The sequence below is a fragment of the Xenorhabdus griffiniae genome, from assembly GCF_015163655.1.
Classification (GTDB): Bacteria; Pseudomonadota; Gammaproteobacteria; order Enterobacterales; family Enterobacteriaceae; genus Xenorhabdus; species Xenorhabdus griffiniae.
In genome coordinates, this window is the sequence record NZ_JADEUF010000009.1 from 37,574 (window position 1) to 54,278 (window position 16,705).

12 protein-coding genes are annotated in these 16,705 nt (G+C 44.6%); 4 read left to right on the plus strand and 8 right to left on the minus strand.

Translation table 11 applies throughout. The features are described 5' to 3' along the window. Positions 1-69: 69 nt before the first annotated feature. Positions 70-1,353, plus strand: a complete 1,284-nt coding sequence (gene rhlB / locus IQ211_RS03265) for an ATP-dependent RNA helicase RhlB (protein WP_189759383.1) — start codon at positions 70-72, stop codon at positions 1,351-1,353. A 102-nt stretch (positions 1,354-1,455) separates the two neighbouring features. Further along, positions 1,456-2,964, plus strand: a complete 1,509-nt coding sequence (gene gppA, locus IQ211_RS03270) for a guanosine-5'-triphosphate,3'-diphosphate diphosphatase (RefSeq protein WP_189759382.1) — start codon at positions 1,456-1,458, stop codon at positions 2,962-2,964. 56 nt (positions 2,965-3,020) lie between these two features. Here gppA and rep read toward each other — a convergent pair whose 3' ends face one another. Next, positions 3,021-5,054 carry a DNA helicase Rep gene (gene rep / locus IQ211_RS03275; RefSeq protein WP_189759381.1) on the minus strand — a complete coding sequence of 678 codons (2,034 nt, stop codon included), beginning with the start codon at positions 5,052-5,054 and terminating at the stop codon, positions 3,021-3,023. Between the two features lie 826 nt (positions 5,055-5,880). On the opposite strand from rep, the gene IQ211_RS03280 reads away from it, so the two are divergent. Further along, the gene (locus IQ211_RS03280) at positions 5,881-6,996 is read left to right on the plus strand and encodes a class II histone deacetylase (protein WP_189760762.1); all 1,116 of its coding nucleotides are present in this window, start codon (positions 5,881-5,883) and stop codon (positions 6,994-6,996) included. Positions 6,997-7,049: 53 nt separating this feature from the next. Here the strand turns inward: IQ211_RS03280 and ilvC are convergent, their stop codons facing one another. Then, on the minus strand, positions 7,050-8,528 hold the full coding sequence (ilvC, locus tag IQ211_RS03285; RefSeq protein WP_189760761.1) for a ketol-acid reductoisomerase: 1,479 nt from the start codon (positions 8,526-8,528) through the stop codon (positions 7,050-7,052). 160 nt (positions 8,529-8,688) lie between these two features. Here ilvC and ilvY point away from each other — a divergent pair, with 160 nt between their 5' ends. Beyond that, complete coding sequence (gene ilvY / locus IQ211_RS03290; protein ID WP_189760760.1) at positions 8,689-9,570, plus strand: HTH-type transcriptional activator IlvY; 882 nt, start codon at positions 8,689-8,691, stop codon at positions 9,568-9,570. 139 nt (positions 9,571-9,709) lie between these two features. On the opposite strand, the gene ilvA is transcribed toward ilvY, so the two are convergent. The 6 genes from ilvA to ilvL form a co-directional block, all read right to left on the minus strand. Continuing rightward, complete coding sequence (gene ilvA / locus IQ211_RS03295) at positions 9,710-11,257, minus strand: threonine ammonia-lyase, biosynthetic (protein WP_399478409.1); 1,548 nt, start codon at positions 11,255-11,257, stop codon at positions 9,710-9,712. A 2-nt stretch (positions 11,258-11,259) separates the two neighbouring features. After that, positions 11,260-13,110, minus strand: coding sequence for a dihydroxy-acid dehydratase (gene ilvD, locus IQ211_RS03300; RefSeq protein WP_189760759.1), 1,851 nt, complete (start codon positions 13,108-13,110; stop codon positions 11,260-11,262). A 75-nt stretch (positions 13,111-13,185) separates the two neighbouring features. Continuing rightward, a complete protein-coding gene (locus tag IQ211_RS03305) occupies positions 13,186-14,112 on the minus strand; it encodes a branched-chain amino acid transaminase (protein WP_189760758.1) in 927 nt (308 codons plus the stop codon). 24 nt (positions 14,113-14,136) lie between these two features. After that, positions 14,137-14,394: an acetolactate synthase 2 small subunit gene (gene ilvM / locus IQ211_RS03310; protein WP_189760757.1), complete on the minus strand. Its 258-nt coding sequence runs from the start codon at positions 14,392-14,394 to the stop codon at positions 14,137-14,139. After that, positions 14,391-16,037 (minus strand): acetolactate synthase 2 catalytic subunit, encoded by a 1,647-nt coding sequence (gene ilvG / locus IQ211_RS03315; RefSeq protein WP_189760756.1) that lies wholly within the window; start codon positions 16,035-16,037, stop codon positions 14,391-14,393. Before ilvG ends, ilvM begins: the two co-directional genes overlap by 4 nt. Before the next feature lie 142 nt (positions 16,038-16,179). Then, positions 16,180-16,275, minus strand: a complete 96-nt coding sequence (gene ilvL, locus IQ211_RS03320; protein ID WP_152669737.1) for an ilv operon leader peptide — start codon at positions 16,273-16,275, stop codon at positions 16,180-16,182. Positions 16,276-16,705: the final 430 nt, after the last annotated feature.

The following is a 16,705-nucleotide window of genomic DNA, read 5'->3' on the forward strand; positions in this document are numbered from 1 at the left end:
CATAAGGGTGTCTTTATTTCAGCGGATACACTTTCTTAAAGCAATAGTTAACTGATATTCTACCTTACTATGAGCAAAACACATTTGACAGAAAAGAAGTTTTCCGACTTCGCATTGCACCCCAAAGTCTTAGAAGCCCTTGAGAAAAAGGGGTTTTCCAACTGCACGCCGATACAGGCGCTAACATTGCCTTTAACTGTCGAAGGCCGAGATGTTGCGGGGCAAGCACAAACCGGAACGGGCAAGACGCTGGCATTTTTGGCGTCTACTTTTAATTACTTATTGACTCATCCTGCAAAGAAAGAGCGTAAAACTAATCAGCCACGCGCGCTGATTATGGCGCCTACCCGTGAATTGGCGGTGCAAATCTACTCTGACGCAGAAGAATTGGCACAAGTCACTGGGTTGAGAATGGGCCTTGCCTACGGCGGCGATGGCTATGATAAACAGCTTAAGGTCCTGGAAGCTGGCGTCGATATCGTCATTGGCACAACAGGGCGTTTGATCGATTACGCCAAACAGGGCCATATCCATCTTGGTGCCATTCAAGTTGTTGTACTTGATGAAGCGGATCGCATGTATGATCTGGGCTTTATCAAAGATATTCGCTGGTTGTTCCGCCGACTCCCTGCGGCCACAGAAAGAATGAATTTGCTGTTTTCCGCAACTCTCTCTTATCGAGTACGTGAACTGGCTTTTGAGCAGATGAATAATCCTGACTATGTGGAAGTGGAGCCGCTGCAAAAAACAGGACACCGCATTAAGGAAGAGCTATTTTATCCTTCCAACGAAGAGAAAATGCGCCTGCTACAGACTCTGCTGGAAGAAGAATGGCCTGATCGCTGCATCATTTTCGCCAACACTAAACACCGTTGTGAAGACATCTGGGCACATCTGGCTGCTGATGGTCATCGGGTTGGTTTGCTGACTGGTGATGTTGCACAGAAAAAACGCCTGCGTATTCTTGAAGAATTCAGCCTGGGCAATCTGGACATTCTGGTTGCCACAGATGTTGCTGCCCGTGGGTTGCATATCCCATCTGTGACACACGTATTTAACTATGATCTACCAGATGACTGTGAAGATTATGTGCATCGGATTGGTCGGACAGGCCGTGCGGGAGAAAGTGGTCATTCTATCAGCCTGGCGTGTGAAGAGTATGCGCTCAACTTACCGGCCATTGAAGAATATATTCAGCACCAGATACCTGTTAGCAAATATAACAGTGATGCATTGCTAAAAGATCTGCCAGTACCTAAGCGCCGTAATCGCACCCGCTCAGGGGGACACCCTCGGCGTACCAACATACCACGCCGTGGCAATGCAACACGCAACAGTAAGCGCCCAGGCTAAAATAAAGCAGGGCTGAAAAATACTGGAATAGTACGATCGTATTGGAATAACGTAATTTTGAAATAACACGATGCTGAAACAACACAGGCCGGAATAAATACTATGCTAAGTGCTTCTTCGCTTTATGCGGCTATCGATTTAGGCTCAAACAGTTTTCACATGTTGGTTGTCCGTGAAGTATCCGGCAGCATTCAAGTCGTTACTCGCATTAAACGCAAAGTCAGGCTGGCTGCCGGATTAGATAAAAATAATCACTTATCACAACAGGCAATGGAACGAGGATGGCAGTGCTTGCGCCTCTTTTCCGAATATTTGCAAGATATTCCTGCCTCACAGATCCGCGTTGTTGCTACCGCAACCTTGAGGCTGGCAAAAAATTCAGACGAATTTACCAGAAAGGCTTCAGAAGTATTAGGCAAACCTGTTCATGTGATCAGCGGCGAAGAAGAGGCTCAACTCATTTATCAAGGTGTCGCTCACACGACCGGCGGATCTGAAAAGCGACTTGTTGTCGATATTGGTGGCGCCAGTACTGAATTGGTCACCGGTATCGGAGCCAAAGCCAATCAGCTTTTCAGCCTTGAAATGGGCTGTGTGACCTGGCTGGAACGTTATTTCAATGATCGCAGCCTGACAGCAGAAAATTTCGCCAATGCAGAAGCTGCTGCCCATGATATTCTCAGCCCTGTGACCACTAAGCTGCTTGAGCAAGGCTGGAACGTTTGTGTAGGCGCTTCTGGTACGGTGCAAGCCTTACAGGAAATTATGATTGCTCAAGGTATGGATGAACTGATCACCCTACCTAAACTCCAGCAACTTAAACATCAGGCGATTGAGTGCGGCAAACTGGAAGAGTTAGAAATCGATGGGCTGACACTGGAACGAGCGTTGGTTTTTCCAAGTGGATTGGCCATCTTAATCGCCATTTTTCAGGCATTGAATATCGAAAGTATGATATTAGCAGGCGGAGCATTACGTGAAGGCCTGGTTTACGGGATGCTGGATTTGCCGATCGAGTCGGATATTCGGACAAGAACCCTGCGCAATATTCAGCATCGTTTTCAACTGGATATTGAGCAGGCACAGCGTGTCAAACAGTTAGCCGAAAATTTTTGCCAGCAAGTTGCTAAGTCATGGGAATTAGACGAGCGTTGTCGTGAGTTATTGATCAGTGCCTGTTTACTCCATGAAATAGGTCTGTTTGTTGATTTTCGTCAGGGGCCTGCACACTCGGCTTATTTAATAAGCCACTTAGATCTGCCTGGTTATACGCCAGCCCAAAAACGACTGTTGGCTATTCTATTGAAAAATCAAAGTGGCCCAGTGGATCTGGCATCACTTAGTCAGCAAAATGCTGTGCCATCGCTACAGGCACAACGGTTATGTCGCTTATTGCGTCTGGCAATTATTTTCGCCAGCCGTCGACGAGATGACACATTGCCAGCTTTACGATTACAGGCGAAAAATGAAACGCTCATTATCACCTTGCCCCATCAATGGCAGATAAAACATCCACTCAGAACTGAAGCATTACAGCAAGAGAAGAAGTGGCAGAGTTATGTCCAATGGTTATTGCTGCTTGAGGAGCAAAATAACGCTCGTCTCGGCTAAAGTTTTACTTTATTCCCCTGCAATTATATTCATAAATGCAGGGGGTTATTATCATACTATTTATTATTGCTGGTTTTCAGCCCAAGCCCCAGACGGGATTTAATGTCGGCAAGGCGTGATTGCCCCTGTTTCATCCTTTCCTCTGCGCTCATCACTCGCTTACCTTGGGGCCAATCCAAATCATCCTGTGGCAATTCAAGTAAGAATCGGCTCGGTTCTGGGCGGATAAGTTCACCAAACTGGCGACGCTCTTTGCTGAGGGTGAAAAAAAGTTCTCTCCGCGCCCGCGTAATACCGACATAAGCTAAACGACGCTCTTCTTCAATATTGTCTTCATCAATGCTGCTTTGGTGTGGTAATAAACCTTCTTCCATACCAACCAAAAAAACATAGGGAAACTCCAGCCCCTTGGAAGCATGTAACGTCATTAACTGAACTTGGTCCAACTCTTCATCTTCTTCGCCTCTCTCCAGCATATCCCGCAACGTAAAACGCGCCACAACTTGGGAAAGAGACATTGGCTCATTCAAATCATCTCCCTCAAGCATTTCGCTCATCCAAGTGAAAAGTTGGTTGACGTTCTTCATTCTCATTTCAGCTGCTTTTGGGCTGGGGGAAGTTTCATATAGCCAGCTTTCGTAATCCATGCCACGCAGTAAGTCTCTCACCGCCAGCAGTGGCTCCCGCTCCGCCTGACCAGCTATTTCGTCCATCCAGTGGGTAAAACGCTGTAATGCTGCCAAACCACGTCCCGTTAAATGCTGTTCCAGCCCAAGATCAAAACTGGCTTGATATAAGCTCTTGCTACGACTATTCGCCCATTCGCCCAATTTCTGGATTGTCACTGCACCGATTTCTCGCCGTGGTGTATTGACGATACGTAAAAACGCACTGTCATCCTCAGGATTGGTCAAAACACGCAAATAAGAGAGCAGGTCTTTAACTTCAGGCCGAGAAAAGAACGATGTTCCCCCCGAAATTCGGTAAGGAATGCGGTTTTGCATCAACATTTTTTCGAAGATACGGGATTGGTGATTACCGCGATATAAAATCGCGTAATCTTTATAGTCCGTTTTATTGATAAAGTGATGAGCGATCAACTCTCCCACCACACGCTCAGCTTCATGATCTTCATTGTTCGCTTCGATCACCCTGAGTGGATCACCATATCCCAACTCTGAAAAAAGTTTTTTTTCAAAAACATGGTGATTGTTAGCTATCAGAATATTCGCCGCTTTCAATATCCGCCCTGATGAACGGTAATTTTGTTCCAGCTTAATCACATTCAACTGCGGGAAATCGTCCTTCAATAAAATCAAATTCTGTGGACGGGCACCACGCCATGAATAAATGGATTGATCATCATCCCCAACCACGGTAAAACGTGCGCGATTACCCACTAATAATTTCACCAGTTGATATTGACTGGTATTCGTATCCTGATATTCATCTACCAGCAAGTAGCGAATTTTATTCTGCCAACGCTCCCTGACTTCCTCATCATGCATCAACAGCAAAGTTGGTTTGGTAATCAGATCATCAAAATCGAGGACATTACAACTATTCAGGTGCAAGTCATAGCGACGGTAACATTCTGCAAACTGGTGTTCTTGCGCTGAACGTGCCATTTTCATCACTTGTTCCGGCGACATTAAGTCATTCTTCCAGTTAGAAATGTTCGAGGTCAGTTTTTGTAGCAGATCTTTATCTTCTTGCAGCAAATCCGCAGTGAGATCTTTTAGCAAAGCCATCTGATCTTGATCATCAAATAATGAGAAGTTACTTTTCATTCTCAACGCTTTGTATTCACGCTTAACGATCTCTAACCCCAAGGTATGGAAAGTCGAGATCATCAACCCCCGTGTCTCCTTACGGCCCAAGGTTTGAGCAACACGCTCTTTCATCTCACGTGCCGCTTTATTAGTAAAAGTGACTGCCGCAATATGGCGAGCCTGATAACCACAAGTGCGGATCAGGTGAGCAATTTTATTGGTGATCACTCGAGTCTTGCCAGAGCCTGCACCCGCCAGAACCAGACAAGGTCCTGTTACAAATTCAACCGCTTGTTGTTGGCTTGGATTTAATCGCATACTGTTTCGAAAGCTATATCAGGATAAAAGATCAGGGAGAGAAATTGTAACAGAAAGCAAGGTTACAGGTGATTTTCTTTACTTTAATGAACTATCACAAGAAAAATTAAAAAAACATCAATCACCACTTTTTAAAAATGATGAAAAAACTATAGTGCATTTTATTTTTCAACGAATAAAGAAAATAGCAGAAAACATGGAGCTATTACCAACGTGCTTAATCCATAAATATATACGCATTAAACTTCAAGCTGCAATTTACAACACGATATGACACCTGATTTCTCCCCGCGAAGCGGGGAGAAATTACATGCATCTTGAAGTGAGATTGGTATATAAATACCTATTTTACGCTATTTTATACTATCGCTGACTCACATATCCCTTTGTTATTCATAATGCTTTACTAAATCTCATTCGGTTTATTATTAATTTATGTGATAAATTACAAAATAATTTTTTCATTAATAATTTAAATTACTCTGTCAAAATATATCAATCCAACTTCAAGTTGCAGCTTGCAAATCAATGTGATTGTTTATATCTCCCCGCTTCTTGGGGAGATATAAGACGCATCTTGAAAGGCGATTGGTATATATCAATCTTGATTTCTACTGTAATTGAAATACATAGGTTCTATTTAACTGCGTTGATGTTATATACCAATCTAACTTCAAGATGCGTGTGATTTCATATAGGGTTGTCAATTGCAACTTGAAGTTTAATGCTTATAACCATCAATTACGCTTACTGACATACAATCAATATACCCAATAGACTTCAAATTGTAGTTTGAAAGATAAAGGGAATCGAAGAGGGATGTAATATGTTACGTAAAACAGGCTTTTTCTTTGATGAACTCTGTTTCTGGCACAATTCTGGATTATCACACGTTATGACATTTCCTGTTGGAGGATGGGTACAACCTCCCAACGGTGCAGGACATGCAGAATCACCAGAAACAAAACGCAGAATGAAAAACTTAATAGATATTTCGGGCTTAAGTCATTCATTGCAACAGCAGGGGGCAGAACCTCTTGATGATATAATGCTGAGACTGGTACATACCGAAGAGTATTTACAGCGCTTTAAGTCCGTGAGTGACAATGGTGGAGGAACATTAGGCTTAGAAGCGTCAATAGGACAAGGTAGCTATGAAATAGCCAAACTATCCGCCGGACTCACTTATGCCGCAGTCAAAGCAGTGTTACAAGGCGAGCTGGATAATGCCTACAGCCTTTCCCGCCCCCCTGGGCACCACTGCCTGCCAGATCGAGCAATGGGATTCTGTTTCCTTGCCAATATTGCCCTTGCCATTGAGCACGCAAAAGAGCAGCTTGGGGTTGGCCGAGTCGCAGTCATCGACTGGGATGTCCACCACGGCAATGGAACCCAACATATCTTCTGGGAACGTGATGATGTTTTGACTATTTCTCTGCATCAAGATGGCTGCTATCCCGAAGGCTACAGTGGCGAGGAAGATATCGGAGCCGGCAAAGGAGAAGGTTTCAATATCAATATCCCATTGATGGCAGGAGCTGGGCACAATAGCTATCTTTATGCTATGGATCACATTGTGCTCCCGGCATTGCGACGTTACCAACCAGAATTGATCATCATTGCCTGCGGTTATGATGCCAATGCCTTTGATCCTTTGGCACGAATGCAATTGCATAGTGACAGCTTCCGTGAAATGACCCGCAGGGTACAGCAAGCAGCCGATGAGCTATGTCATGGAAAATTAGTCATCGTTCACGAAGGGGGGTATTCCGAAGCCTATGTACCTTTCTGTGGATTAGCTGTCATGGAGGAATTAAGCGGTGTGCGCACTAAAGTCAACGATCCGGCCCTGAACATGATCCAAGCACAGCAACCGAAAGAACGATTTGAAGCATGTCAGCGACAAGCCATCGATGAATTAAGACTGAAATTCAATTTGTAAGAATGAAAGAGCTACCTGCCCGATAAAGTCACTTCGGGCAGGATAACATTGTATTAGCCACCAACTGCAATGCGTTTCATATCCGTCATATAACCACGCAAAGTACGGCCGATAACTTCAATCGGGTGGTTACGGATCGCCTCATTCACATCACGCAACTGCGCATTATCAATGCTACGATCTGCAACTGCTTTTCCTAAATCTCCGGCTTGCAGGGTTGCCATGAATTTCTCTTTCAGCAACGGAACAGCGACGTATGAGAACAGATAGTTACCATATTCCGCAGTATCAGAAATTACCACGTTCATTTCATACAGACGCTTGCGAGCAATGGTATTCGCGATCAATGGCAGTTCATGCAAAGATTCATAATAAGCAGACTCTTCGATGATGCCAGTATCTACCATCGTTTCGAATGCCAGTTCTACCCCTGCTTTGACCATAGCAATCATCAGGACACCATGATCAAAGTATTCTTGCTCACTGATCTGCCCCGTATAGTCCGGATAATTTTCGAATGACGTTTTACCCGTTTCTTCACGCCAAGCCAGTAAGTTTTTATCCCCATTTGCCCAGTCTGCCATCATTGTGGAAGAGAATTCACCAGAAATGATGTCATCCATATGTTTCTGGAACAGCGGAGTTAAAATGTTTTTCAGTTGTTCAGACAAAGCATAGGCACGCAATTTCGCTGGATTGGAAAGACGATCCATCATTAATGTAATGCCGCCTTGTTTCAGCGCTTCAGTGATAGTTTCCCAACCAAACTGGATTAATTTTCCGGCATAACCGGAATCAACACCATCAGCAACCAGTTGGTCATAGCACAACAAAGAACCTGCCTGTAACATGCCACACAAGATGGTTTGTTCTCCCATCAAGTCTGATTTAACTTCTGCTACGAAGGAAGATTCCAGTACGCCAGCGCGGTGCCCTCCTGTTGCGGCTGCCCATGCTTTCGCAATCGCCATCCCTTCGCCTTTTGCATCATTTTCTGGATGTACAGCAATCAGAGTGGGTACACCGAATCCACGCTTATACTCTTCACGCACTTCCGTACCCGGACATTTAGGGGCAACCATCACAACGGTAATATCTTTGCGTATTTGCTCACCCACTTCGACGATGTTGAAGCCGTGAGAATAGCCTAGCGCTGCCCCTTCTTTCATCAAAGGTTGCACTGCCTGAACCACCGCGGAATGCTGTTTGTCTGGCGTCAGGTTGATAACCAAATCAGCCTGTGGAACTAACTCTTCATAAGTGCCAACTTTGAAACCATTTTCGGTTGCTTTACGCCATGATGGTCGCTTTTCATCAATCGCTTCTTTACGCAAGGCATAAGCAATATCTAAACCAGAATCACGCATATTCAGTCCCTGGTTTAGCCCTTGCGCACCACAACCGATGATCACCACTTTCTTGCCTTTCAAATACCCTGCTTCGTCAGCAAATTCTTCCCGCGCCATAAACCGACATTTGCCTAACTGCGCCAATTGTTGGCGTAAATTCAACGTATCAAAATAATTAGCCATGGTGACTCCGATTTAATAATTAGATGTGAGGTCGTTTGCATAGAAACAATATATGACATGCGAGCCATTGCTGAAATTGATATATTAACAAGACTACATTGCAGTTTATGCAACAAACTTTTTCACGACAAACAACCTCTCAATAAAGGGCCTAAAAACGATGGATCTACGTGATTTAAAAGTGTTTTTACACCTTGCGGAAAGTTGTCATTTTGGCCGCTCAGCCAAAGCCATGCACGTCAGCCCATCCACACTTTCACGCCAGATCCAGCGCCTTGAGGAATTATTGGGGCATCCGCTTTTTCTGCGGGATAACCGAACAGTAAAATTGACCGCCGCCGGTGAACAATTCAAACAATTTGCTCAGCAAACTCTCCTGCAATATAAACAGTTACAGCATTCATTAAACCACCAAAGTTCATCACTGACGGGAGAATTACGTCTATTCTGTTCAGTTACGGCTGCGTATAGCCATCTTCCACAAGTATTGGATAAATTTCGGGCAGAACATCCCTTGGTGGAAATTAAACTGACAACAGGAGATGCTGCTGATGCCGTTGATAAAGTTCAATCCGACGCTGTAGATTTAGGGATTGCGGGCAAACCAGAGAAACTACCTGATAATGTCAGCTTTACCAAAATAGGCGAAGTACCATTGGTATTGATTGCCCCTGCTCTGCCTTGTATCGTGAGAAATCTCGCTATACAAGAACATCCCGACTGGAATAACATCCCTTTTATCCTGCCTGAGCATGGGCCTTCCCGCCAGCGCATTGAACTGTGGTTTCGGCGGCATAAGATCCTACACCCCGTCATTTACGCAACAGTTTCCGGCCATGAAGCGATTGTTTCTATGGTAGCACTAGGTTGCGGGGTTGCACTGATCCCTACGGTTGTGGTTGAAAATAGCCCTGAACCTGTACGTAACCGAATTTCACTGCTGGAAAATATTGCACTGGTCGAGCCGTTTGAATTGGGTGTCTGTGCGTTGAATAAACGCTTAAACGAACCGTTGATTAAGGCATTTTGGGAACTATTGTAGTCTGACTATCGTTATTATTTGGCTAGCTTGCAATTGCTAATATCTCCCCTGCTACGCGGGGAGATATTAGACGCATCTTGAAAGGCAATTGGTATTTTTAGAAGATATTTTGCTGTTTATTTCTTTAACTGATTGATGACTAAGTCAGAAATAATTTAAATGAAGGATTATCGGTTTCATCATGATATTCATAGCCCAGCACATCCAAATGACGATCAAAACAGACTTCTGGTCCTGAAAGTTCAAAGGCAGCTAATACACGCCCATAATCCGTGCCATGACTGCGGTAATGAAACAGTGTGATATTCCAATGCGTCCCTAATGTTTGCAAAAATTTCAGCAAAGCTCCCGGAGATTCAGGAAAGGCAAAACTAAACAATCGCTCCTGCAACGGCTTGGATGGCCTGCCACCGATCATATAACGAACATGCAGCTTCGCCATTTCATCATCCGTAAAATCAGCAACTTGATACCCCGATGTTTTTAATTCTTCAATGATTTCACGACGCTCAGTATTTCCCCGACTCAATCTGATACCAACAAAGATACAGGCTTGGTTTGGATCTGTTGCATCCGAATAACGATAGCTAAATTCAGTGACGACACGAGTACCCAATATCTGGCAAAACTGTAAGAAACTCCCCTTTTGTTCAGGGATAGTTACCGCCAACAAAGCTTCACGTTGCTCTCCAAGTTCGCAGCGCTCTGAAACGTAACGCAATCCATGAAAATTCACATTAGCCCCAGAAAGAATATGTGCCAGCCGTTCTCCCTGAATCTGGTGTTGCTGGACATATTTCTTCAAGCCTGCCAGCGCCAGAGCACCAGAAGGTTCGGCCACTGCCCTGACATCTTCAAAGATATCTTTCATGGCAGCACAGATAGCATCACTGTCTACTGTAATGACATCATCAACATATTGCTGGCATAAGCGAAACGTTTCGTCGCCAATGCGTTTAACCGCCACACCTTCCGCAAATAATCCAACTCTCGGCAAATCAACCGGATGCCCAGCTTCCAGCGCGGCTTTCAAACAGGCAGAATCCTCGGCTTCCACACCAATGATCTTCATTTCAGGTACAAGCTGTTTAATGAGAACAGCAACCCCTGCAATCAATCCGCCGCCGCCAACCGGAACAAAGATGCGATCAAGATGAACATCCTGCTGTAGCAACTCCATTGCCAGTGTCGCCTGGCCTGCAATCACGATAGGATGATCAAAGGGTGGGATGAAGGTGTAACCGTACTCTTTTGCTATCTCAAGGGCCTTTTCCTTCGCTTCATCAAAGTTCGTACCATGCAACAGCACCTCGCCACCAAAACTGCGGACTGCATCGACTTTAATATCCGCTGTCGCTATCGGCATGACAATAGTGGCTTTTATGCCAACCTTACTGGCCGATAATGCAACGCCTTGCGCATGGTTGCCCGCGGAAGCCGTGATGACACCTTTACTTTTTTGTTCTTCCGTCAAACCTGCGATCATCGCGTACGCACCGCGCAATTTGAAACTATGTACCAGCTGGCGATCTTCCCGTTTAACCAAAATCGTATTGCCTAAACGCGCAGAGATTTTTTTCATTTCCTGTAAGGGAGTGACTTGAGCAATATCATAAACTGGCGCACTCAGTGCCGCCTTGAGATATTCCGCTCCCTTGGGTTCAGTATTAAGAGGATAAACCGCCACAATCAACTCCCCAGTTTGGTTTTATCGCGCACAGCGCCTTTGTCAGCACTGGTCGCCAATGAAGCATAAGCACGTAATGCCAAAGAAACCTGACGTTCACGGGACTTAGGTGTCCATGCTTTATCTCCGCGAGATAATTCTGCCTGTGTACGTTCTGCCAGTTCTGTTTCCGTCACATCCAACTGAATTTTACGGTTTGGAATATCAATATTGATGATATCACCGTCATAAATCAGACCAATCAAGCCACCATTTGCCGCTTCTGGAGAGACGTGACCAATAGATAAACCCGATGTTCCGCCTGAGAAACGTCCATCCGTAATCAATGCACAACTTTTTCCCAATCCCATCGATTTCAGATAGGTGGTGGGATAGAGCATTTCTTGCATACCTGGACCACCTTTCGGCCCTTCATAACGAATGACAACTACGTCGCCCGCCACGACTTTTCCACCGAGAATGGCTTCTACTGCCTCCTCCTGGCTCTCGTAAACTTTGGCTGGGCCACGGAAAGTCAGGATTTCTTTATCAACGCCTGCTGTTTTTACAATGCAGCCATCTTTTGCAATGTTGCCGAACAAAACAGCCAATCCACCATCCTGACTGTAAGCATGGTTACGTTCACGAATACATCCTGTCTCGCGATCTGCATCCAACGACGGCCAACGACAATCTTGTGAGAAAGCTTGTGTGGTACGAATGCCTGCTGGCCCCGCGGCATACATCCTTTTAACGCTTTCATCTTTTGTCAGCATGATGTCGTATTGGGCCAGCGTTTGTGGCAAATCCAAACCCAAAACATTTTTCACATCACGGCGCAAAAGCCCCGCCCGATCAAGCTCACCAAGTATCCCAATCACTCCACCAGCACGATGGACATCTTCCATGTGGTATTTCTGGGTGCTCGGAGCAACTTTACATAAATGCGGCACCTGACGAGACAGACGATCAATATCCGCCATCGTGAAGTCAACTTCAGCTTCCTGTGCTGCGGCTAACAAATGCAAAACGGTGTTAGTCGATCCACCCATCGCAATATCCAATATCATGGCATTTTCAAATGCCGCTTTGGTCGCGATACTACGCGGGAGAGCGCTAGCATCATCTTGTTCATAATAGCGTTTAGTCAGTTCAACAATGCGTTTACCGGCATTGATAAACAGGGTCTTACGATCAGCATGAGTAGCGAGCAGTGACCCATTACCTGGCTGTGAAAGTCCAAGTGCTTCGGTCAAACAATTCATCGAATTCGCCGTAAACATCCCTGAGCAAGAACCACACGTCGGACAGGCAGAACGTTCGATTTGTTCGCTCTGTTCGTCACTGACATTGGGGTTGGCACCCTGAATCATGGCATCAACCAAATCCAGTTTAATCAGCTGATCGGATAATCGCGTCTTACCCGCTTCCATAGGGCCACCAGAAACGAAAATAACCGGAATATTTAAGCGCAAAGAGGCCATCAACATGCCAGGCGTGATTTTGTCACAGTTGGAAATACATACCATAGCATCAGCACAGTGGGCATTGACCATGTATTCCACTGAGTCAGCAATCAACTCCCGCGAAGGTAACGAATAGAGCATTCCACCATGCCCCATTGCGATACCATCATCAACAGCAATGGTATTGAACTCTTTCGCAACCCCTCCTGATGCCTGAATCTGTTCTGCCACCAGCTTACCGAGATCACGCAGATGTACATGTCCTGGTACAAACTGGGTGAATGAGTTAACAACCGCAATAATAGGTTTTCCAAAATCTGCATCTGTCATACCTGTGGCTCGCCATAAGGCGCGGGCTCCCGCCATATTGCGGCCATGAGTCGTCGTGGCAGAACGGTATTTAGGCATTGTCTTCACTCCCAAGTCTTATCAATTAACTAAAACAGGCGGGGAACGACCGCCCGTTGGGTTTTATATTTTTTATTACGGATTAACCGGGTCCAACCAACCCCATTTATCTTCTGTCGTACCATCAAATAAGCCAAAGAACGCACTTTGGATTTTTTTAGTAATTGGGCCGCATTTACCAATACCCACCTGAATACCATCTACACTACGAACCGGAGTGATCTCCGCAGCCGTTCCTGTCATGAAGACTTCATCCGCTAAATAGAGCGATTCGCGAGAAAGTACCTGTTCACGAACTTCCAGACCAAGATCCCGTGCTAACTTGATGATGGCATCACGGGTGATCCCTGGCAGGGCAGATGAAGTAAATGGCGGTGTAAATAGAATTCCATCCTTCACTTCAAATAGGTTTTCACCCGCACCTTCTGAAATATAGCCATGCACATCCAATGCAATACCTTCTTGATAACCATGGCGTCGTGCTTCACTTCCCACCAGCAAAGAAGAGAGATAATTACCTCCCGCTTTTGCGCTTGTAGGGATCGTATTTGCTGCCATGCGATTCCATGAAGAGACCATCGCATCAATACCCTGCTCTAAGGCTTCCTCACCGAGATAAGCGCCCCACGGAAAAGCGGCAATGATAATGTCTGTTTGATAACCAGCAGGTGGGTTTACTCCCATGCCAACATTACCCACAAATACCAATGGGCGAATATAAGCACTGACCAATTTATTTTTACGCAGCGTTTCACGGCAAGCTGCCATCAATTCGTCCACACTTTGACTGACGGGAAAACGGTAAATCTTGGCTGAGTCACGCAAGCGCTGCATATGTTCACGATGACGAAAAACAACAGGCCCTTTGTGAGAGTCATAGCAACGAATCCCTTCAAATACCGAAGTACCATAATGTAAGGCATGGGACATAACGTGAACTTTAGCCTCTGCCCACGGCACCATTTCCCCATTGAACCAAATATAATCAGCTTGCTTTGTCATTCTCAGTTTTCCTTCAAGGGCGCATTATGCGCTTATTAATCGTGATTCTTTATGTTTGATCTCAACACCCGCAACGTCCACCAATTTCAGCAGTTGGGAAAAAAGTAAACTAACTGGACGTTGGCTAGACACGGTGAGTTCAATATTTACATTATCACTATCTGTTATATGATCCATATTCAATGCGCATATCTGAAATCCGCGGTGGCGGGTAACTCTCAAAATTCGTTCCAAAATCTCAGGACAGAACCGCGCTTTAATAGCAAGTTGATGCTGTATCATAATGATTTCTCCAACATGGTTTCGTTGCTTGCACCCGGTGGAACCAATGGCCAGACATTCTCTAATTCATCAATAGACACATGTAATAAATACGCGCCCTCGCTGTTGAACAAAGCATCCAATGCTTCATCCACTTGTGCTTTGTGAGCCACTTTCTGTCCCGGAATACCAAACGCCTGCGCCAACGTAAGAAAATCAGGATTATCAGTTAAGATCGTTTCACTATAACGTTTGTCAAAAAACAGCTCTTGCCACTGGCGAACCATACCCAATCTTTGGTTATCCAATAAGATCAATTTGACCGGCAATTGCTTGCGTTTAATCGTGCCCAATTCCTGAACATTCATCATGAAGGAACCGTCACCAGATATGCAGATAACCATATCTTCAGGACGAGCCATCTGGGCGCCAATCGCCGCCGGAATACCAAATCCCATCGTGCCTAATCCACTTGATGTGATGAAGTTTTCTGGCTGACTAAAAGTCATGTGCTGAGCCGCCCACATCTGATGCTGCCCAACATCGGTTGTGATAACCGTACTGGACGAAGCACGATCAGAAACCTGCTTCAACAGTAACGGAGCATAAATACTTTCACCCTGATAGTCATAACGCCATGCATGTTCGTTTTTTAATTGTTTGATTTCTTGCTGCCAGGCTTGGATGGATAAAGGTTGTTGTAAATGAGGCAATAGCGTTTTTAAATCGCCCAGTAATGACACATGGATTTGGCGTAATTTATTGAATTCAACAGGATCAATGTCCAAATGAATAACGTTGGCATGAGGCGCAAAGGTATTCAATTTCCCTGTAACACGGTCATCAAACCGCGCGCCAGCAGCAATTAACAAATCACAGGATTGAACAGCAAGATTAGCCGCTTTAGTACCATGCATCCCTAACATGCCCAAATAACATTCATGTTCAAAATCTGCTGCTCCCAATCCTTTCAATGTGGAAACAACGGGAATACCCGTTTCAGAGACAAAATGACGTAATTCAGGAACAGCGCCAGACATGCCAATCCCTCCACCCACATACAAGATAGGTTTTCGAGATGAAGCTAACAATTGACGGGCTAATTCAATCTCTTGTTTTGGAAGAGAAAACTGGGGAGATGTCGGTATTAAATAGGGGGCAAAATCACCTTGAGCTAACTGAATATCTTTTGGTAAATCAATCAGAACAGGGCCTGGGCGACCGCTCATGGCAATGGAGAAAGCATCGGCCATGATTTGGGGTAATTTTTCCAGTGAATCAACAAGAAAGCTGTGTTTTGTACAAGAAAGAGACATTCCCAGTATATCAATTTCCTGAAAAGCATCCGTCCCGATAAATTCAGAACTCACCTGTCCGGTAATCGCGACAACAGGAACCGAATCCAATAATGCATCAGCCAATCCCGTGATTAGGTTTGTCGCCCCAGGCCCTGATGTCGCGATGCAAACACCCGGCTTGCCACTTGCCCTTGCATAGCCAATTGCTGCCATAACAGCGCCTTGTTCATGGCGGCACAAAATGTGTTCCACACCACCATCATACAGCGCATCATAAACTGGCATGATGGCTCCACCTGGATAACCAAAAACTTTTTCAATTCCCTGTTTTCGTAATGCCTCTACAACCGATTGTGCCCCGTTCATTGCCGTCTCCCCTGTTATGTTTACCTTGTCATTGGCTGTTGTGATGTTTTATGACTTTTGCTTATCGAACCTAGTATCAGACCTAAAAAAAACCCCCGCGCCTTTCGGTGCGGGGGTTTTTGGAATCTGGCTATTCTTCTGTCTAAGCCGTTCTTCGTCCAAGTGCCGCCCCGCACGGTGGGATAATCACCACCACGCTCACAATAATTAGGCTAATCACTAGGACAAATGCGTTCATAATTTACTTTATTCGTTTTTAATTCGTATGCTTGACGTATATTTAAGAGTTATCACTTTCTATGATTGTTGACAACGATTATTTTTGTTTTTTTATAACAAAATTATTTTATTTATATTTTTCATTTAGATAACTAAAAAACAGTTAAATCCACTGGAATTCATTCATTTTTAGCTCAGAAAAAATTACTATCTGTTTGTTTAATAAAATTATTAATCAATAAAACAATAGAAAAATGAGTTAATCGTCTAAGTCTTGATAACATGACAAAAATGTGATCGAAATTAATTCTTATAGTTAATTATTATCACGACATCAGTATATAGAACCAAAATTTATTAAATTAAATTTATGTATTTTATATGGTTATAATTATCAAAAAATACCACTTATTACCGTTATATTTTTTTATCTTAAAAGTTCCAGATTG

Excerpts from the sequence above, each read along its gene's own strand:
- IQ211_RS03280 (WP_189760762.1), top strand. The coding sequence starts at position 5,881 with ATGTTACGTAAAACAGGCTTTTTCTTTGATGAACTCTGTTTCTGGCAC.
- rhlB (WP_189759383.1), top strand. The coding sequence starts at position 70 with ATGAGCAAAACACATTTGACAGAAAAGAAGTTTTCCGACTTCGCATTG.
- rep (WP_189759381.1), bottom strand. The coding sequence starts at position 5,054 with ATGCGATTAAATCCAAGCCAACAACAAGCGGTTGAATTTGTAACAGGA.
- ilvM (WP_189760757.1), bottom strand. The coding sequence starts at position 14,394 with ATGATACAGCATCAACTTGCTATTAAAGCGCGGTTCTGTCCTGAGATT.
- gppA (WP_189759382.1), top strand. The coding sequence starts at position 1,456 with ATGCTAAGTGCTTCTTCGCTTTATGCGGCTATCGATTTAGGCTCAAAC.
- ilvL (WP_152669737.1), bottom strand. The coding sequence starts at position 16,275 with ATGAACGCATTTGTCCTAGTGATTAGCCTAATTATTGTGAGCGTGGTG.
- ilvG (WP_189760756.1), bottom strand. The coding sequence starts at position 16,037 with ATGAACGGGGCACAATCGGTTGTAGAGGCATTACGAAAACAGGGAATT.
- IQ211_RS03305 (WP_189760758.1), bottom strand. The coding sequence starts at position 14,112 with ATGACAAAGCAAGCTGATTATATTTGGTTCAATGGGGAAATGGTGCCG.
- ilvC (WP_189760761.1), bottom strand. The coding sequence starts at position 8,528 with ATGGCTAATTATTTTGATACGTTGAATTTACGCCAACAATTGGCGCAG.
- ilvD (WP_189760759.1), bottom strand. The coding sequence starts at position 13,110 with ATGCCTAAATACCGTTCTGCCACGACGACTCATGGCCGCAATATGGCG.
- ilvY (WP_189760760.1), top strand. The coding sequence starts at position 8,689 with ATGGATCTACGTGATTTAAAAGTGTTTTTACACCTTGCGGAAAGTTGT.